The 18445-nt window shown below is 72.0% G+C and carries 24 protein-coding genes; 9 read left to right on the top strand and 15 right to left on the bottom strand.

What is annotated here, in order from left to right; all coding sequences use genetic code 11:
* Nucleotides 1-283: 283 nt before the first annotated feature.
* From ACLJPY_RS41930 to ACLJPY_RS41915, 4 genes are all read right to left on the bottom strand, one after another.
* Nucleotides 284-1333, bottom strand: coding sequence for a fatty acid desaturase family protein (locus ACLJPY_RS41930; protein WP_410596533.1), 1050 nt, complete (start codon nucleotides 1331-1333; stop codon nucleotides 284-286).
* A 107-nt stretch (nucleotides 1334-1440) separates the two neighbouring features.
* Entirely contained in the window at nucleotides 1441-1875 is a 435-nt protein-coding gene (locus ACLJPY_RS41925) for a hypothetical protein (RefSeq protein WP_410596532.1), read from the bottom strand.
* Nucleotides 1876-1937: 62 nt separating this feature from the next.
* On the bottom strand, nucleotides 1938-2648 hold the full coding sequence (locus ACLJPY_RS41920; protein ID WP_410596531.1) for an STAS domain-containing protein: 711 nt from the start codon (nucleotides 2646-2648) through the stop codon (nucleotides 1938-1940).
* Nucleotides 2649-3101: 453 nt separating this feature from the next.
* Nucleotides 3102-3347 carry an RGCVC family protein gene (locus tag ACLJPY_RS41915; RefSeq protein ID WP_410596530.1) on the bottom strand — a complete coding sequence of 82 codons (246 nt, stop codon included), beginning with the start codon at nucleotides 3345-3347 and terminating at the stop codon, nucleotides 3102-3104.
* A gap of 249 nt (nucleotides 3348-3596) precedes the next feature.
* Here ACLJPY_RS41915 and ACLJPY_RS41910 point away from each other — a divergent pair, with 249 nt between their 5' ends.
* Nucleotides 3597-3908 carry a hypothetical protein gene (locus ACLJPY_RS41910; protein WP_410596529.1) on the top strand — a complete coding sequence of 104 codons (312 nt, stop codon included), beginning with the start codon at nucleotides 3597-3599 and terminating at the stop codon, nucleotides 3906-3908.
* Between the two features lie 164 nt (nucleotides 3909-4072).
* Here the strand turns inward: ACLJPY_RS41910 and ACLJPY_RS41905 are convergent, their stop codons facing one another.
* The 3 genes from ACLJPY_RS41905 to ACLJPY_RS41895 form a co-directional block, all read right to left on the bottom strand.
* A complete protein-coding gene (locus ACLJPY_RS41905) occupies nucleotides 4073-4426 on the bottom strand; it encodes an HPF/RaiA family ribosome-associated protein (RefSeq protein WP_410596528.1) in 354 nt (117 codons plus the stop codon).
* A 198-nt stretch (nucleotides 4427-4624) separates the two neighbouring features.
* Nucleotides 4625-5809: an AI-2E family transporter gene (locus tag ACLJPY_RS41900; RefSeq protein ID WP_410596527.1), complete on the bottom strand. Its 1185-nt coding sequence runs from the start codon at nucleotides 5807-5809 to the stop codon at nucleotides 4625-4627.
* 135 nt (nucleotides 5810-5944) lie between these two features.
* Complete coding sequence (locus ACLJPY_RS41895; protein WP_410596526.1) at nucleotides 5945-6370, bottom strand: DUF6292 family protein; 426 nt, start codon at nucleotides 6368-6370, stop codon at nucleotides 5945-5947.
* Nucleotides 6371-6622: 252 nt separating this feature from the next.
* On the opposite strand from ACLJPY_RS41895, the gene ACLJPY_RS41890 reads away from it, so the two are divergent.
* The 5 genes from ACLJPY_RS41890 to ACLJPY_RS41870 all read left to right on the top strand — a co-directional run bounded on the left by ACLJPY_RS41890 (nucleotide 6623) and on the right by ACLJPY_RS41870 (nucleotide 10537).
* Nucleotides 6623-7636, top strand: coding sequence for an acyl-CoA desaturase (locus ACLJPY_RS41890; RefSeq protein ID WP_410596525.1), 1014 nt, complete (start codon nucleotides 6623-6625; stop codon nucleotides 7634-7636).
* Complete coding sequence (locus ACLJPY_RS41885; RefSeq protein WP_410596524.1) at nucleotides 7633-8079, top strand: DUF5994 family protein; 447 nt, start codon at nucleotides 7633-7635, stop codon at nucleotides 8077-8079. The genes ACLJPY_RS41890 and ACLJPY_RS41885 overlap by 4 nt, the downstream gene beginning before the upstream one ends.
* A 155-nt stretch (nucleotides 8080-8234) precedes the next feature.
* Complete coding sequence (locus ACLJPY_RS41880; protein WP_410596523.1) at nucleotides 8235-8960, top strand: GAF domain-containing protein; 726 nt, start codon at nucleotides 8235-8237, stop codon at nucleotides 8958-8960.
* Nucleotides 8961-9002: 42 nt separating this feature from the next.
* The gene (locus tag ACLJPY_RS41875; RefSeq protein ID WP_410596522.1) at nucleotides 9003-9749 is read left to right on the top strand and encodes an ANTAR domain-containing protein; all 747 of its coding nucleotides are present in this window, start codon (nucleotides 9003-9005) and stop codon (nucleotides 9747-9749) included.
* Between the two features lie 131 nt (nucleotides 9750-9880).
* Nucleotides 9881-10537 carry a phosphoribosyltransferase gene (locus ACLJPY_RS41870; RefSeq protein WP_410596521.1) on the top strand — a complete coding sequence of 219 codons (657 nt, stop codon included), beginning with the start codon at nucleotides 9881-9883 and terminating at the stop codon, nucleotides 10535-10537.
* Between the two features lie 172 nt (nucleotides 10538-10709).
* Here ACLJPY_RS41870 and ACLJPY_RS41865 read toward each other — a convergent pair whose 3' ends face one another.
* The 6 genes from ACLJPY_RS41865 to ACLJPY_RS41840 all read right to left on the bottom strand — a co-directional run bounded on the left by ACLJPY_RS41865 (nucleotide 10710) and on the right by ACLJPY_RS41840 (nucleotide 13069).
* Entirely contained in the window at nucleotides 10710-11345 is a 636-nt protein-coding gene (locus ACLJPY_RS41865) for a DUF5994 family protein (RefSeq protein ID WP_410596520.1), read from the bottom strand.
* Nucleotides 11346-11350: 5 nt separating this feature from the next.
* A complete protein-coding gene (locus ACLJPY_RS41860) occupies nucleotides 11351-11872 on the bottom strand; it encodes a GNAT family N-acetyltransferase (RefSeq protein ID WP_410596519.1) in 522 nt (173 codons plus the stop codon).
* A 93-nt stretch (nucleotides 11873-11965) separates the two neighbouring features.
* Nucleotides 11966-12238 carry a hypothetical protein gene (locus ACLJPY_RS41855; RefSeq protein ID WP_410596518.1) on the bottom strand — a complete coding sequence of 91 codons (273 nt, stop codon included), beginning with the start codon at nucleotides 12236-12238 and terminating at the stop codon, nucleotides 11966-11968.
* A complete protein-coding gene (locus ACLJPY_RS41850; RefSeq protein WP_410596517.1) occupies nucleotides 12214-12357 on the bottom strand; it encodes a hypothetical protein in 144 nt (47 codons plus the stop codon). The genes ACLJPY_RS41855 and ACLJPY_RS41850 overlap by 25 nt, the downstream gene beginning before the upstream one ends.
* Nucleotides 12358-12395: 38 nt before the next feature.
* Nucleotides 12396-12569, bottom strand: coding sequence for a BON domain-containing protein (locus tag ACLJPY_RS41845; RefSeq protein ID WP_410596546.1), 174 nt, complete (start codon nucleotides 12567-12569; stop codon nucleotides 12396-12398).
* Nucleotides 12500-13069 carry a BON domain-containing protein gene (locus ACLJPY_RS41840; RefSeq protein ID WP_410596516.1) on the bottom strand — a complete coding sequence of 190 codons (570 nt, stop codon included), beginning with the start codon at nucleotides 13067-13069 and terminating at the stop codon, nucleotides 12500-12502. The genes ACLJPY_RS41845 and ACLJPY_RS41840 overlap by 70 nt, the downstream gene beginning before the upstream one ends.
* Nucleotides 13070-13160: 91 nt before the next feature.
* Here ACLJPY_RS41840 and ACLJPY_RS41835 point away from each other — a divergent pair, with 91 nt between their 5' ends.
* Nucleotides 13161-13841, top strand: coding sequence for a response regulator (locus ACLJPY_RS41835; RefSeq protein ID WP_410596515.1), 681 nt, complete (start codon nucleotides 13161-13163; stop codon nucleotides 13839-13841).
* On the opposite strand, the gene ACLJPY_RS41830 is transcribed toward ACLJPY_RS41835, so the two are convergent.
* A complete protein-coding gene (locus tag ACLJPY_RS41830) occupies nucleotides 13838-14704 on the bottom strand; it encodes a hypothetical protein (RefSeq protein WP_410596514.1) in 867 nt (288 codons plus the stop codon). The two genes, ACLJPY_RS41835 and ACLJPY_RS41830, sit on opposite strands and share 4 nt — an antisense overlap.
* Before the next feature lie 168 nt (nucleotides 14705-14872).
* Between ACLJPY_RS41830 and ACLJPY_RS41825 the strand changes: the two genes are divergently transcribed.
* Nucleotides 14873-16348 carry a GAF domain-containing protein gene (locus tag ACLJPY_RS41825; protein WP_410596513.1) on the top strand — a complete coding sequence of 492 codons (1476 nt, stop codon included), beginning with the start codon at nucleotides 14873-14875 and terminating at the stop codon, nucleotides 16346-16348.
* On the opposite strand, the gene ACLJPY_RS41820 is transcribed toward ACLJPY_RS41825, so the two are convergent.
* Nucleotides 16323-17498 (bottom strand): N(5)-(carboxyethyl)ornithine synthase, encoded by a 1176-nt coding sequence (locus tag ACLJPY_RS41820; protein ID WP_410596512.1) that lies wholly within the window; start codon nucleotides 17496-17498, stop codon nucleotides 16323-16325. The two genes, ACLJPY_RS41825 and ACLJPY_RS41820, sit on opposite strands and share 26 nt — an antisense overlap.
* Before the next feature lie 626 nt (nucleotides 17499-18124).
* Here ACLJPY_RS41820 and ACLJPY_RS41815 point away from each other — a divergent pair.
* The gene (locus tag ACLJPY_RS41815) at nucleotides 18125-18271 is read left to right on the top strand and encodes a DUF6307 family protein (RefSeq protein ID WP_176172605.1); all 147 of its coding nucleotides are present in this window, start codon (nucleotides 18125-18127) and stop codon (nucleotides 18269-18271) included.
* Nucleotides 18272-18445: the final 174 nt, after the last annotated feature.

Here is an 18445-nt window from a genome sequence, read left to right as displayed (position 1 = left end):
TCAACCGCCTCAAACGCCACCGCGGGGTGGCCACCCGCTATGACAAACTCGCCGCCCGCTACGAAGCCATCATCCACATCGCCGCCATCAACGAATGGCTCTGACCCACTTCGATACAGGCCCTAGTACGCTTCTCAGTTCACCAGGAGCTTTCGATGGACCTCTCCGCCGGCACCGTCCTGGTCACCGGAGCCAACCGCGGGTTCGGCCAGGCAACCCGATACTCGTACGCTCGACGGACACCGGCGCTCCCGCAAATCGCGGCGCGGACCCTCCACACGGGCTAGTGGGCAGGTGCGCCCGCCACGCGGAGTGGTGCGCTCACCTCGTGCAAGTGCTGCAGGACGTAGTGGTAGGTCTTCAGCAGCCCGCACTGGGCGTAGTCGATCCCATGCTCGGCGCAGAACGCGCGCACCAGGGGCTGCGCGCGGCGCAGGTTGGCCCGCGGCATGCTCGGGAACAGGTGGTGCTCGATCTGGTGGTTCAGCCCTCCGAGCGCGAAGTCCACCCATCGGCGGCCTTGGACGTTGCGGCTGCTCAGCACCTGCTTGCGCAGGAAATCGAGCTCGGTCTTGTCCGTGTAGGTGGGCATGCCCTTGTGCCCCGGCGCGAACGAACAGCCCATGTACACGCCCCACAGTCCCTGGTGCACGGCGATGAACGCCAAGGCGACCGGCGGGGACAACACCACGAACACCGCCCCCAGGTACACCACGACGTGCGCGGACAGCAGCACCGCTTCGAGCCACCGGGTCTTGACCTCCCCGCGCCACACCGCCTGGATGCCCGCCCAGTGCAGGCTCAGGCCTTCCAGCAGCAGCAACGGGAAGAACAACGCCGCCTGGTGCTTCGACGTCCAGCGCACGAACCCGCTCTTGTGCTCCGTCTGCCCGCGGGTGAAGGCCAGCAAGGGAATGTCGATGTCGGGATCGTCGCCCTCGTGGTTGGGGTTGGCGTGGTGGCGGGTGTGCTTGCCCATCCACCAGCCGTAGCTCATGCCGACGATCCCGCCGAACGCGTAACCGGCGCGGTCGTTGGCCCGCCCGGTGCGGAAGACCTGGTTGTGCCCGGCGTCGTGACCGAGGAACGCGACCTGCGCGAACATCACCGCGAAGAACACCGCCGTGAGCAGCTGCCACCACGAATCGCCCAGCAGCACGAACGCCGCACAGCCGCCGGCGAACGCCAGCAGGGTCAGGCTGATCTTCACCGCGTAGTAGCCGTAGCGCCGGTCAAGCAGGCCTTCACGCCGCACGAGGCGGCCGAGAGCGCCGAAGTCGTTGCGTGACGTCGCCCGGAGGCCGGCGCCCTCGCTCACCGAAGATACGTCCATGGGAGTCCTTCCCCGAGTCCTGCGGGCGCCGGGGACTGGGGCGGCCACTCGATACCGGATCCGGATTCCCGGCCGTGCCGCTGATCAAACCAGGCCGGACCGGCGTCTCAAGCGCTCGGGACGGACTTCCGGCCCCACTCGGTGATGGTGGCCAGCCCGGCGTTGAGCAGGCGCACGACCTGGGACCGGGACCAGCCCGTCTCCGCGGCGACCTCGGCGATCGGCCGGTGCCGGACCGCCACCGACCAGACGGTGAAGCGCTGGCGAGGGGGCAGGAGCACCAGTTCGTCCCGCGCCACGGCGTCGGCCAGGGCGTCGGCGAACACCGCCGGGTCGCACCGACGGCTCCGGGCCCGCACGGCGGTCGCCACGGCGACCCGGCCACGCCGCGCCGCGGCCAGGCGGTGACCGGGGGAACCCGCCGCGCCGCCGGACGAGACCACCAGCTTGGGGACCAGGCGGGTGCACAGCCGAGCGGCGGCACCGGGCGACCGGCCGGTGCGGCGCGCGAGGAAGTACACCATCTCGAGGATGCGATCCACGTCGCCGACCTCGGCGCCGCGGACCCACGGAGGTTCGGCGGTGTGGTGGTCCTCCGCCCCGGTCACCGGCCCGGCCCGGCTGGGACGCAGCAGGCGATACCCGCGGCCTCCAGCGCCTTCCTCAGGGCCTCGTCGGCGGTCAGGACCCGGATGCCACCCCGGTCCCGGCCGTCCCGGGTGAAGGCGGCCCGCACGCTGCCGACGATGTCCACGGCCGGGAGCGTGCAGGCCGACACGTCGACCAGGACGACGCCGCGGCAGAGTTCGGCCGCCTGCCGTAGTGCTTCCGTCAGCGCCGCGGCCGCACCGGCCCGCGCCCCGCCGGTGGCGGTGACCAGGATCGTCGCATCCGCGACGACCGTCCGCACGACCATCGGGGCGGCGCCGCCCACCGCGTCGTCCAGGTGGCGGTGCACGGTCAGGAGCCGATCCACGCCGGTGAGGTGGATCGGCCGCCAGGAGGCCCGTGAGCCGGCGACCACGGCGAAGCGGGTCCGATCACCCGTCAGGCGGTGTGCCGCGAGGAGGACCGACAGGCCGGAGCAGGCGAGGAACGTGGTCGGAGCGAGGTCCACGACGAGCATCGGTGGCCGCTGAGCGATGGCGTCGGCCAGCGACTCACTCAGGGCCGGGATGGTGGACAGGTCGATTTCGCCGGCCGCGGTGAGCACGAGGACGTCTCCGCGGCGCATCGACCTGAGCCGCAGCAGCGACCGGGAAACAGAGGTACCCAAGCGTGGTCCGAGACCATCGCCGAGTTCGGAGTGGTTCACGATCAGCTCCTACGCTGACCTCCGCGGAACGGAACACGGCCAGCTGTCGATCGGTGATCGTCGCGAGCGCGTGGTCTCGGCCCTCCCGGCGCGGTACCCCAGAGTATAAGCCTTCACCCGCGTCTCGGCGAAAGGCCGAAAGCTGCCCGATCGGTGACCAGCGGCCCTTCTCCGGCGGAGCCGGACCGGCGAGGCTGGGCAGTCCGACCGAGGGACGGAGCCAGGCCGTGGACGCGCGACTTTTTGCCGCCGAAGGGTGACGCCCTCACTTTCGGCGTGGAGGAGGAACTCGTTCTCGCGGACCCCGTGACCGGCGAAGTGGCGCTCTCGGCGCCCCGCATCTTGGAACTGCTCGGCGTCGTCCGGCGCAAAAGTCATGACCGGCGCTCCTTCCGCGACGACGGCCGGACGAACCGGCCTGCGGGTTCCCCGAAGGCGTTCATGACGAGCCCGTCACTTCGCGACCCGCATCGCCGTGGTCACCGCGGCGTCCGATGCACCAGTGCACACGCATCCGCGGTGGAACCCGCCCGCCTGCGTTGCCGTGCAGAACCGGTGCGCGATCACATCATGCGATTCCGGGGAATGGGGGCACACCGCGCAGGCGGCCGCGGCCGGATCGCCGATTTCCGCGGCGGCAGCGCCGGTTTCGAGATCGAGGGACGACATGCCGGATCTCCTTCTGCTGGTGCTGATCATCCGGGCGCGGGACCGACGAGCAACCGGGACTCGCTCGAACTTCCGGCTTCGGGCCGGCTCCAGGGACACGCCGAGGTCCGGGGCGATACCGCCACCTTACGCCCGTGCCGGCCTGACCACCCGGCCGGAGAACCACTCGCCCGGGCGAACCACTCCCGGCGCTTTCCCGCCTAGGCTGGATGACCGCGCCCCGGTCCCCGGCGATCGATGACGTGCACTCCGAGTGCACCGTGAGCGAAGGCGGCGCCGGTGGACGACGAACAGACCGACCGGCCGCCGGTCGGGCACGCGTACCGCGACTGGCATACCCGCCACGGCGGTGCCTACCCACCCGGCTGGCTCGTCCGCTACCGCAGCCGCGTGCGCCGGACCGGGTCGCCGCGCGCGGACCCGGTGTGGTGCGAGCATTTCGGGACCGTCACCGGGCACAGCCTGCGCGACGAACACACCAGCACGACCTGGGTGCCCGTCCGCCCGCAGGGGGCCGCCGCCGATGCACCGGCCGGCCTGGTGCGAGCCACCGACATCCTCGACGCCCACCCACCGCGCTCCGGCGCTTGAGGCCGGAACCGGACCGTCGCCGGCGAGGGGCGAAGCCCCGTGGCGTGGCCGATCGAAGGAGACGGATGACCGCAACGGCAACGGTTTCCCGGGCTGCGCGGCCGGGCCGGTGGCCCGGTTGCGAAGATCCCCGGAGCGCGGCGCACCGAGCCCGCTGAGGACGGTCACGAGCCGGCGTGCCCGTCCTGGTGCCGGATGGAGTCCCCGCCCTTGCGGTGATCCGTCCGGCCGTACATGCTCTCGAGCACCCTCTCGAGTTTGTGCACCGCACCCCGGCACGCCTCGCCGACCGAACCCGCGTGATGGCTGACGGCCACCGTCCGCCGCCCGGCCGGCCGGGCTTCGAGCACGCAGCACCGGTCCTGCCCGTCGTCGGCGGTTTCCTCGCTGAAGTGGGCTTCCAGCCGCGTGATGTGGTCGCTGAACCGCGACAGCCTGGTGGCGAGCTCCACCTCGAAGTGCCGGATCAGCGCCTCGTCGCCGTGCACGGCCTGGTCCGTGCCGATCTGGATCAGCATGCGTGGTTGTCCCCTTCGACGGCCGGCCCGGATGAGCGCGAAGTGGCGTTCCGGTAGCCACCACCTTGCTCGTCCGGGCCACGACTGCCCAGGGTCACACGTCATCTGCTGGGGGGCCGAAGGAACCTTTCGCCGCGCACGAGGTGTGGATGACCAAGGTTTCGTGGAACCGGACGAGCCGCCGGCTCCTGACTGTCCTCAACAGACCTCAGGCCCGGCGTGCACGTCATCGGTCGCCGGGTCCGGGGCGCGGTCGTCCGGATCGGCAGGATGAGCGGTTCCCGCAGGCGAGTCGTTCTCCGGCCGGGTGGTCAGGCTGCGCACGCCCGAGCTGAAGACGGCGAGCAGCGGGACGGCCAGCAGGGCGCCGACGATCCCGGCGGTGACGAGCCCGATGGCGAGGGCGAGAACGACGGCCAGGGGGTGCAGCCGGACGGCCCGCCCGAGCAGCAGTGGTTGCAGGACATGGCTTTCCACCTGCATCACACCGACGACGACGGCGAGCACGATGACGGCCGTCCAGACGCCGTTGGCCACCAGGGCCACGAGGACGGCGATCCCGCCGGCGATCACCGAGCCGATGACGGGGATGAACGCGCCGAGGAAGACGAGCGTGCTCAGCGGAGCCGCCAAGGGGACCCCGAGGATCACCAGGCCGAGGCCGATGCCGGCGGCGTCGACGAACGCGACGGCGGCGGTGCCGCGGACGTAGTGGGCCAGGGTGGTGAACCCGCTGCGCCCGGCGATGTCGACGCGCTCCCGCAGGCGGGCGGGCACACCCCGGATGAGGAACGCCCAGATCGGGTTTCCCTGGGCGAGGAAGAAGATCAGGCAGAACACCGTGAGCAGGGCTTCGGCGAGCAGTTCCCCGACGGTGACCGCGGTGGTGAGGGCGCCCGAGGCGATCACGGACTTGTTCCGGCCGAGCATGGCGGTCAGATTGCCGAGCGCTTGGTCGAGCTGGCCCTGGCTCAGGTGCAGAGGGCCGGTGCGCAGCCAGGTGTGCAGGTCGGTCAGGCTCACGGTGACCTGGTCGATCAGCGCGGGCATGCCCACGGTGACGGTGATGACGACGAACGTCACGACCCCGCCGGCCAGCGCGATGCCCACGATCAGCACGATCGCGGTGGCCAGTGCGCGCGGGACCCTCCTGGCCGCGAGCCAGGTGACGGCGGGCGAGAACAGCCCGGCGAGCAGCAGTGCCACCGCGACCGGGACGACCACCGAGGCCAGCCGGGTGGCCACGAAGCCGAGGACGGTCAGGGCCGCCGCCACGACCAGGAGGCGCCACGAGACCGCGGCCGCGACGCGGAGCCCGTACGGCACCGGAGAAGCCCCGGGACCGCTCTGCGGATCAGCGCGTGGTGCTGAGGGGGAATTCATGAAGAACCTGCTCCTGGCGATGACCGGGCACGAGGCCGGTCGGGGTGAGAGCGGGGTCTGGGCGCTGTTTCCCGAGCATACCGCCGGGCGGATGCCCCCGCGGGCCGGTGAAGAACCACGGGAGCCGGCCCGCGGTCAGCCGTTCGGGGCGTCGCCGAGGTAGGGCCGCAGCCGCTCGGCCAGCACCCGGCGGGACACGTCCGCAGCCGGTCCGGCCGACGCCTGGCCGTGGGGACGGCCGGCGGCGGTGTCGGCGACGAACCGGGCCACCGCGTCCGGGGCGGGGACGAGGTCGTCGCCGTGGTGCGCGAGGACGACCGCGGCCGCACCGGGGTCGGCTTCCACCGCGAGGGACCACCCCCGGCGTTCGTTCCAGACCAGCATGACGTCGTGGCCGGGCCGGCCGGGCCACCGCCGCGGCAGCCCGAGGTAGGCGGTGGCGGTGTCGCTGATCTCCACCGTGGTGCCTTCGGCCGGGACACCGACCGCGGCCGCCACCGCCCGCACGTACGCGCTGAGGGCGCGCTCGAGCGTTCGGGCGTCGGGTTCGGGGTGTTCCATGACCGCCACGCTAGAGGGCCGCCGATGGCGTGCCGGATGGGCCCGGGCCGGTCGGCCTCCGAAAGGGCACCTGTACGGGAACGATTCCGGCGGCTCGTGCGTTGTAGATATTGGTTGCTCCGCTCATGCAGCGGGCAGGACGTCCCGGCAACCTCCACCATCCCCCGGTTTAGGCCGCCGTCAGCGGGCTACCCGGAATTTGATCGCCCCGGACCCTGGCGGCCGGATACGTCACGGAAAAGAGCGATCGATATGACACAGACGCTGCAACGGCCACCCAACATCGCGGAGCCGATGCTCGCGGGCGAAAAGTCCCGCACCGAAACCTTCCTGGTCAAGCTGTTCGCGGTCGTGCCGCTGCTGGCGCTGGCCGCCGCGGTGCCGTTCGCGTGGGGCTGGGGCCTCGGCTGGACCGACGTCGCCCTGGCCATCGGGTTCTACTTCCTGACCGGCCTGGGAGTCACCATCGGCTTCCACCGCTACTTCACCCACGGCGCCTTCAAGGCGAACCGCGGCCTGCGGATCGCCCTCGCCGCCACCGGCAGCATGGCCATGCAGGGCCCGGTGATCGGCTGGGTCGCCGACCACCGCCGCCACCACGCCTTCGCCGACCGCGAGGGCGATCCGCATTCCCCGTGGCGTTACGGCACTTCGGCCGCCGCGCTCGCCAAAGGTTTCTGGCACGCCCACATGGGCTGGCTGTTCGACCGCGAGAAGACCAACGCGCAGCGGTTCGCCCCCGACTTGCTCGCCGACCGCGACATCGCCCGGATCGACCGCTGGTTCCCCACGCTGACCGTGATCACCCTGCTGGCCCCGGCCGTGCTCGGCGGGCTGGTGACGATGTCCTGGTGGGGCGCGCTGACCGCGTTTTTCTGGGCGAGCCTCGTCCGGGTGGCCGTGCTGCACCACGTCACCTGGTCGGTGAACTCCCTGTGCCACCTGATCGGTGACCGGCCCTACGCCGCCCGCGACAAGTCCGCCAACTTCTGGCCGCTGGCCATCGCGTCCATGGGCGAGTCGTGGCACAACTCCCACCACGCCGACCCGACCGGCGCCCGCCACGGCGTCCGCCGCGGCCAGCTCGACATGTCCGCGCGCCTGATCTGGCTGTTCGAAAAGGTCGGCTGGGCCACCGATGTCCGCTGGCCCAAGCCGGAACGCCTGGCTCGCAAGCTCAACCCCGGCTACTCCGCGGCACCCCGCGGGTTCGGCAGGCTGGAGCGCGGTCTGCTCACCGAGACCCCGGACCGGAGCCGGTCGTGACCACCGTTGGTGACGAGGTCCGCCTGCAGCTGAAACCCGCCACCGGCGGCGGGTACGTCGACGGCGCGTGGTGGCCGCGGTCCCGCGACGCCCGCGTCGAGTTCCCCGGCGTCCTCGCGGCGGTGCGCGACCAGGTGGGCAACGTCGAGCGGATCAGCTATCCGCTGGGCGACGGCTGGGAGATCGCCCACCGCAAGCTCGTGGTGGACGGCCGTGTCGTCCGGCTGGAAGGGTTCCATTCCATGCAGGCGGACACTCTCGCGCTCATCGGCACGCAGCAGCGGCGCCTGATCCTGCTCGTCGTGGCGCCGGACACCGCACGCGACGACGCCAACGCCGCCCTGCGGACGGCTGCTGACCCGGACACCACGGCCGGTGCCGAGGACATTCTCGCCGGGGCAAGGCATGCCGGCAGCGATCCCGCGACGTCCTTGACCACGTGAAGCCATCAGGGCATCCGGCCGGGTACGCTCGGTGCACGCAGCCGCGGCAGCGGTGCTGATCCGGGCTCGGTGTCCGTGTTGGTGTGGCGATCACGAACACCGACCCGGAAGGAACCGGATGCCGGAACGCGGAGCTCGCCGGTGGTGGGTTCGCGGTGGCTGAGGTCGAGGACCTGCGCGCGAGCGTGCTGGCCGCCCTGGGTGAACCTGGGCCCGGCAGCGGGGTCGACGTCGTCGGCCGGGTCTGCCGGGCGTGCGTGCGCCTGCTGCCGGTCAACGGAGCGGCGGTGTCGGTGGTGGCCGGCGCCGGGCACCGCGAGATCGTCTACGCCAGTGACGCGGTGAGTACGGCGCTGGCGGAGCTGCAGTTTTCCCTCGGTGAAGGACCGTGTTTCGAGGCCCAGACCTCGGGCGGGCCGGTTCTGGTGCCCGATCTGGCCGCCGGGCCGCCGCCGGCGTGGCCGGTGTTCGCCGCGGAGGCCGCGGCGCAGCCGGTGGCCGCGTTGTTCACGTTCCCGGTGCAGATCGGGGCGGTCCGCGTGGCGACCCTCGACACCTACCGCTCGACACCGGGCTCGCTCGATGCCGCCGAGCTGTCGACGGCGTTGCAGGTCGCCGACATCGCCGCACTCGCCTTGTCGGGGCTGCGGGACGGGGGCGAGCGCTGGCTCGACGGTGACGGGCGCTGGATGGAGGGCGCGGGGACGCGGTTCCGGGAGGTGCACCAGGCGACCGGGATGCTGATCGCGCACCTGAACCTGCCCGCCTCGGCCGCGCTGGCCCGGTTGCGCGCCTACGCGTTCGGCCACGGGCGTTCGCTGCGGGAAGTCGCGGCCGACATCGTCGGCGGGCGGCTGCGATTGGACGAGGAGTTCCGGTGAGGATCACCATGAAGGCAGCTGACGATTCAGGAGATGGTGGGCATGCCCGACCGTGAACGACAGGTGACGCGGGCGTTCGTGGCACTCGCGGACACGCTGGTCGACGATTACGACGTCGCGGACCTGCTGCACACGCTGGTGTTGCAGTGCGTGGAGCTGCTCGACGTCGCGGCGGCCGGCCTGACCCTGGCCGACGAGCGGGGCGGGCTGCAGGTGCTGGCGTCGTCCACCGAACAGGCACGGCTGCTGGAGCTGTTCCAGCTCGACATCGACGAGGGCCCGTGCGTCGAGTGCTTCACCACCAGCACCCCGGTCCTGGTGGCCGACATCGCCGCACAGGCGGCACGGTGGCCGCGGTTCGCGGCCGAGGCGGCCAGGGACGGGTTCGCGTCGGTGCACGCGATACCGATGCGGCTGCGCCGGCAGACGATCGGCGCGCTGAACCTCTTCGGGCACTCCCCGGGTGAGCTGTCGGCCGACGACGTGGCACTGGCCCAGGGGCTGGCCGACACCGCGACCATCGGCATCCTCCACGAACGCGCGTTCCGCCAGGGCGAGCTCCTCTCCGAGCAGCTGCAGACCGCGTTGAACAGCCGGGTGATCATCGAGCAGGCCAAGGGCGTGCTCGCCGTCAGCGGGCAGCTGAGCATGGACGCGGCGTTCACGGCCTTGCGCGGCTATGCCCGGCGGAACAACCGCCGGCTCAGCGACGTGGCCCGTGCCCTGGTCGATCGCACCCTCGCGCCCGCGGTCGTGCTGGCGCCCTCGACGGTGAGCCGCCCGCGCTGAGAGGTCCTTTGTGGACTTTCGGATGAAAGTGCCGATCGGTCCACTGGTGGTGACAAACGGTCCTCCCGCCCGCGGACGCGGTGCGGTCATGCTGGGGGACGGCCGACTGGCTCCCGACGGCAGGAGTGCCCATGCGGTTCCGTGATCGCCGGGAGGCGGGCGAACGACTGGCCCTCCGCCTGCGCCCGCTGCGCGGCGACCGCGCCGTGGTCCTCGGCCTGTCCGAGGGCGGCCTTGTGGTCGCCGCCGAGATCGCCGACGTCCTCGGGGCGCCGCTGGACATCCTGCTCACCGCCCGGATCGAGGCCGCCGGACCGCCACCGGTGCTGCTCGGTGCCGTCGGGGAGGGCGGCCTGGTCGTCTGGGACCACGGCGCCATCCGCCGATTCGACATCTCGGCGGACGAGCTCACCCGGCTCGCCGACCAGGCGCGGGGCAGTCTGGCCAGGCAGGTCGCCGTCTACCGGCGCGACGTCGCGCCGGTGCCGATCGCGGGCCCGACGGTGGTACTCGCCGACGACGGCGCCGCCACCGGCACGACCGCGCACACGGCGATCCGCGTCCTGCGCGCCCGCCAGGTGCGCCGGATCGTGCTCGCGGTCCCGGTCGCGCAGGCACCGGTTCTCGACCGGCTCGCCCGCGAGGTCGACCAGTTCGTCTGCCTGAACCCGCTGCCCTGGCTGCACGCGGTCCGCAACAGCTACCGGAAGTTCCCGGAGGTCGCCGACACCGACGCGCTCGAACTGCTGCACCGCGAACCCCGCCTGCCGACCGAGGTGCCGCGGTGACGTCCACAGTGGACTGACAGGTCGCCGGCGGCAAGCTCGGCGCGACCGGGGTGGTGATCGCGCGCCAGGAACGACGGCGGCGGGCCTGCGCCCCGGACAAGATCCGGGCGCGGCTGCACGCACGCCTCGACGCCCGCCGCCCGGATCGGGCGGCGGAGCGAACTGAGGACGGCTATCCGCCGGCAGGCCCCGCTTGGGCGGGAATCCGGCCGCCTTCGACCTCCCAGCGCTGCACCGCTGTGTCCTCGTCAAGGGCGCCGAGCAGCGTGTCGACGGTGTCGTCGTTGCCCCGGCGCGCCGCGGTCAGCAGCGCGTGGTGCGCGAGGTCCGGATCGGCATCCGGCGGGATCACCAGCAGCGTCAGCCGGTGCCGCGGGCCGATCACGGTCAGGGTGGCGGCGTGCGGCGACCGGAAGCCTTCGAGCCGGACGTCGCCGTGCCCGTCGCCGGAACGCAGCCGGCGTGGGGTGGGCGGCCAGGCCGCGAGGTGGTAGGTGACCCGTTCGATCCAGCCCAGCCGGGCGGTCAGTGCCGGGAGCAGCGACGGCAGTTCGGCGGTCAGGTCCAGGGAGCGGGGCCACCAGGCGCCGTCGACCCAGCCGGTGGTGGGTGCTTCCGGCTTCAGCCGCAGCCGCGGCGCGTGGTGGCGAAGTTCTTCGGCCGCTTGCGCGAAGCGCATGGCGTGGGTGGTGTGCGGGACCGACTTCATGCCGATGCTCTCGTCCCCGGCCGGAGGGCACCAGCCGGACTTGGGGGCCGAGAACGACGCGGGCTCGATCACCGGCGTGCGAAATGCTCTCGACAACATCGATTCTACTCCGGAGGAGGGGTGTTTCGTTCCGCGGCAGCGGGCTGTTCGCGCTGCAGTCCCGGCCGGAACGGAATGCCCAGCGCCGCGAAAACGCCGAGCATTTTCGCGTTCTCCGCGTCGGTGTCGGCGACGAGCATCCGCACGCCTTCGTGTTCCGCCGAGACGACGAGCTGTTCGAGCAGCAAGGCCGCCACGCCGAGGGCCGGGCCACGGCCGTCGACGACCAGCGCGACCGCGGCTTCGGCCGGGTCGGCCAGGATGTCGTAGCGGGCGACACCGGCCAGCCGGGAGTGCACGAAGCAGCCCACGGCGGTGTGCCCGACGCCGGAGCTGTGGGACAGCTGCGTCGAGAGCTCGGCCAGCCCGGCCACGCCGAGGCCGAAGAACCGCACGTGCCGATCGCGCCCGGAAAGCCGGGTCCGCAGGGCGAGGACCGCGGCGGCGTCGCCGGCTTCCAGCTTGCGCACCCAGGCGGCTTCGCCGTCCGGGAGCAGGACTCGTACCGGCGGGGTGGCGGTGGTCATGATGTCTCCTCACGGATCCGGTGCGCGGCCCGGGTCCACAGTGCTCTGTCCTTTTCGCACAGAACACTGCGGAGTCCCGGGGGCCGGCCGCGGTCAGCGCTCGTCGGCCCTGGTGCCGTTCACGGCCGCGGGCGGCGGCACGATCGCGGCGGTGGCGGCCGGTTTCGGCTGGGCCGCGGCGGCGCTTTCGCGGGCCAGGAACGAGCCGAGTTCGCCGATGGTGCTCATCAGCGGGGCGGGGAACACGACGGTGGTGTTCTTGTCCACGCCGATCTCCACCAGGCTCTGCAGGCTGCGCAGCTGCAGCGCGACCCGGCGCGGCACGTCCACGGCCGGGACGATCAGCCGCAGCCCCGGCTCGCGCACGCCCACCACCCGGCCGAGCCGGAACAGGACCCCTGTTCGTACTGCTTGACGATCCGCACCGCGGACGCCAGGAGAAGCAGCAACGCGGCGGCGATGACGATGACCACGAAAACGTTCATGGTGCTCCAGAGGTCGCGGCTCGTGCCGGGGCGGAGGCTCAGCCGGTGAGCTGCACCTGGTTGTCGACCGCGGTCACGCCGGGGGCGAACCACGCGGTCTGCTCGGCCGACCGGCGTTCGGCCGGGGTGGGGACGGCGCCGGTCAGGGTGACCTGGCCGTCGTCGATGGCGACCTCGACGTGCTGGGCGGACCCGGGCGCGTGCCGGGCCAGCGCCGCGAGGATCCGTGCTTTGGTCTCGGCCGCGGTGACTCCCGGCGCGGCCGCAACGTGATCAGGTTCCGCACGCCGCTGACCCCGGGGAGTGCGGCCACCGCCCGGCGGGCGGCTTCGCGCTCGTGGTGCCAGTCCACCGAGCCGCGCAGGGTGATCACCTGGTCGCGCACGTCGACCTGCACCGAGTTCTTCGGCACGAGAACCGTGCGGCGGTCGAACACGGCCATGGCTTCACGGGCGAGGTCCACGTCGGCCGGAATCGCGTGGCCGTGCCGGACGAGGATCCGGTCCACGGTCGTGGTCACGCCGTGCACCCGCGTCGCGGCGCGCAGGGCCGCTTGCTTCTCGGGATAGGTGCCGACGTGTCCGGCCAGCGTCGCGGCACCGCCGTCGACGCTCACCGCGATTCCTTCGGCATTGACACTGGGGGTCCAGGCGAGCTCGTCGGCGACGGCCGTCTTGAGGTGGTGATCGGGCCGGTGCTGGATCTGTGTCATTCCTCCACCGTGGTCCGCCCGCGCCACGCGCCCTAGAGTCGCGGGACCTCTGTTCGGGTGCCGTTCGGCGTGGCGGGCGTAGCCTGGAGTGGTGGATGACAGCCCGCAGCACGCTCTGCCCGTCATCACGGTCTTCCTGGTCGACGACCACGAACTCGTGCGGCGCGGCGTCGCCGAACTCGTCGGGGACGAACCCGGCCTGAGCGTCGTCGGGCAGGCGTCGTCGGTGGCCGAAGCCCTGGCCAGGGTGCCCGCGCTGCGCCCCGACGTGGCAGTGCTGGACGTCCGGCTCCCCGACGGCAACGGCGTGCAGTTGTGCCGCGACCTGCGTGCGCTACTGCCCGGCCTGCGGTGCCTGATGCTGACCTCCTTCACCGACGCGGATTCGATGGTCGACGCGGTTCTGGCCGGCGCCGAGGGCTATGTGATCAAGGACGTGAAGGGGCTGCAGCTGGTCGACGCCATTCGCCGGGTGGGGTCGGGTGAGACCCTGCTGGACGGCCGGGCGGTCACCGCGCTGGTGGCCGAGCTGCGCGCGAAGACCGGGGAACCGGGTCCGCTGGCGGGGTTGAGCGAGCAGGAACTGGTGCTGCTGGACCTGCTCGGGGAGAGCCTGACGAACCGGCAGATCGCCGAGCGGATGTTCCTGGCCGAGAAGACCGTGAAGAACTACGTTTCCCGGCTGCTGGCGAAGCTCGGGCTGGAGCGCCGGTCCCAGGCGGCGGTTCTGGTCACCGGGATCCACGGCGCGCAACGGCGGCCGGGCGGTTAACGGCCGAACGGGTGCTCGTCGCTGATCACGACGTCTTCGAGCTGTGTCTGCGTGGGGGACGCAACGGCGGTGCCGTGGCCGAGCCGCAGCATGACCTGCGGCCAGAGCCCGCCGCCGAGCAGCTGCCGCAGTTCGCGCCGGGCCGCCGGTACGGCCATCACCTGCGAGGAGAGCGCCGCCGAAAGCCCTGCGGCGGTGGCCGTGAGCAGAACCCGCTGCAGGGCCTGACCGGCCTGGAGCCGGCCGAGAGCGGTGTCGTGCGGCGAGCCGATCACCACGACCAGCCTGCCGGGCTCGACGTCGAGGTCGCTTCCGCCACCGGGACCGGGTGTCGCCGGCGGGACTTCGGTGCGGTGCATGATGTCGCGCAGCTGGGGCACCTGGTCGTCGGTGATGGTGGCCAGCCAGGCGCGTTCCACTTCGGCCGCCCGCCGGAGCTGCCGCTGCACCGCGTCGGGGACGACGGCGGCGGTGAACGGGCGCCGGTTGCTCTGCCGTCCGGCGATGGCCGACACGAGTTCCCCGTCTTCCGGCGCGATCGTCTCGTAGCCGTTCGGCCGCACGACGGCGAGCAGGTCGGGCCGGTCCGCGGTGGGGAACAGGCGTGTATCGGCGTGGCTGCTCTGCGCCTTGATCGCCAGCCGGAGGTTCAGCAGAGCGGCCCCGCAGTCCAGCATGCGTTCCCGCTGGTCGCTGTCGGTACCGGTGGAGAGCGAATCCGCGTACAGCTCGACGGCGTCCGGCGTGCACTGGAACCGCCACGGCCGCCCGCGGCGCAGCGGCGGCGGAGCCGTGGCCGCGAGGAGCACGGATCGCATCTGGCTCGCACTGAGGTGCCCGACGGGCATGACACCGGTCTTCATGGACGGCTCCGAACTCCTGGAATCCTGGCTGTCCCCACCGTCCGCCGGGCTCCGGCGCGGGCCAAGGGCCGAACGGCACCCGTGGCCGGGCGAAGGACATCGGTTGCGAACGTGGTTCGGTTCCCCCGGAACCCGCCACGGGCCGCACCGCCGTGCCACTGTGGTGGCATGCCCGAGGAAACGACGTCGGGCCGGGACCGGATGGACGCGCTGCCGGCGGCTGTGCTCGCCTTCTCCGCCGGTCTGGAGCTCGAGACCACGCTGCACCGGATCGTCACCGCCGCCGCCGGCCTGGTCGGCGCCCGCTGCGGCGCGCTGACCCTGCTCGACGAGGACGGCCGGACCACCGGGTTCACCGCCACGGGCGTCGACGACGCCACCTCGCGCCGCCTCCCGCCGATGCCGGCAGTCCTCGACGTCCCGCTCGTGGTCCGGGGCGCGGTCCTCGGCCGGCTGTGCCTCGGCGGCGAGCAGCCCTTCACCGCCGACGACGAACGGGCGATCGTCGCGCTGGCGGCTGCGGCCGGGATCGCCGTGGACAACGCGCGGCTCTACGAGGAGAGCCGGAGCAGGCAGCGGTGGCTGGAAGCGACCGGGGAGATCTCCGCCGAACTCCTCGGCGGCACCGACGTCCACACGGTGCTGCGCCTGGTCGCGAACCGGGCCGCCGAACTCACCGGCGCCGTGGACGCGCTCATCGCCCTGCCCGTGCCGCCCGCTGAGGCACTGGTCGTCACGGTGTGCGCCGGCCCCGACGCCGAGGAGCTGACCGGTCGCCGGATCCCGCTCGACGGGTCGACCTCCGGCGCGGTCCTGCGCGATCACGTCCCGCGCAGCGTGCCGAACCTGGCCTACGGCCTGGGTGCGGACCTCGGGCCGGCGCTGGCGGTGCGGTTGCGCTCCGGCGAGTCCACCGCGGGCGTGCTCCTGGCGATCCGCGCTTCCGGCGCACCGGGTTTCGACGAGCACGAACTCCAGCTCGTGTCCGCCTTCGCCGACCAGGCCGCGCTGGCGCTGCGGGACGCCGAAAGCCAGGCCACCCGCCGCGAGCTGGACGTGGCGGTGGACCGGGACCGGATCGCCCGCGACCTGCACGACCACGTCATCCAGCGGCTGTTCGCCGTCGGCATGGGCATCGAGGGCACCCGCCGCCGAACCGACTCGCCCGCGGTCACCACCCGGCTCACCCAGCACCTCGACCAGCTCCAGGACGTCATCGAAGAGATCCGCAGCGCGATCTTCGCCCTGCACGGCCGGCCGGGAGCGGGTCGTGGCCTGCGGGCGCGCCTGCAGAACGCGATCACCGACGGCTGCGCCGACTCCGCCATCCACACGACGGTCCGGCTGTCGGGAGCGTTCGACCGGGTGCCCGCCTGGCTGGCCGAACACACCGAGGCGGTGGTGCGCGAAGCGGTCAGCAACGTCCTGCGGCACGCGCGTGCGGCGGAGCTGGCGGTCACCGTGTCCCTGGACGAGGAGCTGGTCGTCGAGGTTTCCGACACCGGGATCGGGATGCCGGAAGCCGTGGCGCGCAGCGGTCTGCGCAACCTCGAGCAGCGGGCCGCGGAGGCGGGCGGGTCGTTGCGGCTCGAACGCCCGGCCGGCGGCGGCACCTGTCTCAGGTGGACAGTTCCGGTGCCTTGAGCCGCGGCGTGTGCGGGTATTCCGTGGCGCGCTGCTGGAAAGAGAGGATCGCGGGGTTGCGGATCGTGCCGTCCTGGATCTCGACGGCCCGTCCCACCGTTTCGGTTTCCTCCCAATTGGACTGTCCGGAAAGGACTGTCCGCAGGTGCGGCAGCAGCGCTTCGCTGATTTCCCAGGTCGCCGAGTTCCACAGGTAGGAGGGACTGTGGTCGACGGCGTAGTAGGTGACGCCGTGGCCGACCGGGAAGGTCGGCCGGGTGAACGTGGTGGGCCGCGCCCAGCTGAAGCCCATGCCTTCGTCACAGGAGACGTCGACGATGAGGCTGCCGGGGGTGAACGCCGCGAGGTCGTCCTCGATGAGGAAGGTCAGCGGTGCGTCGGTGTCCTGGAGCACGCAGTTGACGACGATGTCGTGCTCGGCGAGGAACCCGGCCAGCGGCACCCGGCCGTGGGCGGTGTGTGCGCGGCTGCGGCGAGGGTCGCCCGGGTGGTTCTTGTCGTGGTCGAAGTGGACCATCGTCGCGGAATGGATCGGTGAGCCGACCGCGCTGAGGCCGCGGGCGGTGAGGACTTCGACGTCGTGGACTCCGTGGGCGTTCAGCGCGGTCACCGCGCCGCGCGCGGTCGCGCCGAAGCCGATCACCACCGCCCGCAAGCGGCGGCCGTAGTCGCCGGTCGAGCCGATCAGCTGCAGGGCGTGCAGGACCGAGCAGTAGCCGGCCAGTTCGTTGTTCTTGTGGAAGACGTGCAGCCCGAACGAGCCGTCACGCCGCCAGTGGTTCATGGCTTCGAACGCGATCACGGTCAGCCGCCGGTCGATGGCCAGCTGGGTCAGTTCGGCGTCCTGCACGCAGTGCGGCCAGCCCCACAGCACCTGGCCTTCCCGGAGTTCCGCGACGTCCTCCCGCAGCGGTTTGGCCAACAGGACCACATCGCACTCGGCGATGAGCTGCTCGCGCGTGCGCAGGCCCGCGACCGCGCGCGCCAGGTGTTCGTCGGGCACCCCGAAAGGTTCGCCGTAGCCGTGTTCGAGGTAGATGCGTTCCCGGAGATCGGCGTCGATCCGGTCGAGGTGGTGCGGGTGGATCGGCAGCCGCCGTTCGTTCTCCTTGCGGGAACGCGCGACGACGCCGAGACTGAGCTGGTCCACGAGGGCCCCTTTGCTAGAACCCAGTCTTAACACACCCAGCGCGGCCGTCGTGTACGCTGGGTGTTGTCCGAGAGCATTTCGCGCGCAAGTGGTCGAACCTGCGCCGTCCTCGGCCCCAATTCGTTGCTGCCAGCGGCCGGGGACGGGAGCACCGACATGCCGTCGGACCCGAAAGCCCCACTCACCGGACCGCGGCCGCGCTGAAGCCCGCGCCCGGGCACATCGCTGGGCGACCTGCCCGCGGCCCGGCCCCGCCGCTCGCACTCCCGACGCCGCCCTTCGGCGGCGTGCCCGAAAGGACTTTCTGATCAGTACTCCCACCATGGACAGCTCGTTGTTCAGCCATCCCATCGCGGAACAACCCCGCCCCGGAACGCTCACCACACCCCAGGACAGCCGCTACGGGAGCTTGTTCCGCCAGCCCGTGTACACCCCGGCCCCCGCTTCCGGAGACGAGGCCGAACGCTCCCCGCATCGCCGGTCCGCCGCGCCCGGCAAGCGGGCGTACGACCCGTCCGGCCGCGCCCGGCCGTGACATCGGTCCTTCGGGACGAAGTGCTTTCCCCGATCCGATGGAGCCGGACATCCCCACCACCGGATGTCATTGAGAGAGAAGAAGGTCAGACGTGGACTTCGTGACCCGTTACGAGCAGCGAGTGAACCTCGTCGAGAACACGGTGAAGGAGAATTCGCCGCTGTCCGCCGAAGAAGCCCGCACGCTGGCGATCCGCTTGCTGCGGACGCTCGAAGAGATCCCCGAGAAGATCCGGTGAACGCACCCGTTCGTGGTGGCGACTGATGACCACCGCGAATCCAGGGGTACCGGCGCCCCAGTGTCCGTTGCCAAACCGATGAGGCGCGTCGCGATACCACCCGAAGAGACCGGCGCCATGGCGCTCACGCCCGGACAGCGGTATCGCAGGGCCCGGCTGGTCGCCTCAGCCGCA

Origin of the sequence: Amycolatopsis sp. lyj-23 (genome assembly GCF_046549135.1) — a bacterium.
In the GTDB taxonomy this organism is placed as follows: Bacteria; Actinomycetota; Actinomycetes; order Mycobacteriales; family Pseudonocardiaceae; genus Amycolatopsis.
Note: the sequence above shows the minus strand (reverse complement) of the source record. Positions and strands in the feature narration are given on the sequence as shown.